Source organism: Chryseobacterium sp. SIMBA_028 (assembly GCF_046535285.1).
Taxonomy (GTDB): Bacteria; Bacteroidota; Bacteroidia; order Flavobacteriales; family Weeksellaceae; genus Chryseobacterium.
In genome coordinates, this window is the sequence record NZ_JAWRWZ010000538.1 from 1 (window position 1) to 256 (window position 256).

Below are 256 nucleotides of genomic sequence, written 5' to 3' on the forward strand. Positions count from 1 at the left end.
CTGAATTGATATTGGCACGCAATGAATTTCTGGTTTCACTATAATTTTGTAATAAACCCTCTTGTTTATTGTAATTATAACTGATGTATGCCTGCGTTTTCTCATTTCCTACAGAAATGTTGACATTCTGGTTTTGGGTTGTCCCCGTTCCACCAAGCATTCTTTCCTGCCAATCTAATGCAGGAGCCGATGCATATCTATTATTGATTCTACCATAAACTCCGGTATAAAATCCAGGAGTATCAGTTCCTAAACT

1 protein-coding gene is annotated in these 256 nt (G+C 37.1%); it reads right to left on the reverse strand.

What is annotated here, in order from left to right:
• A partial coding sequence (locus SCA31_RS24415; protein ID WP_410699562.1) for a hypothetical protein occupies positions 1–256 on the reverse strand: 256 nt, incomplete at both ends.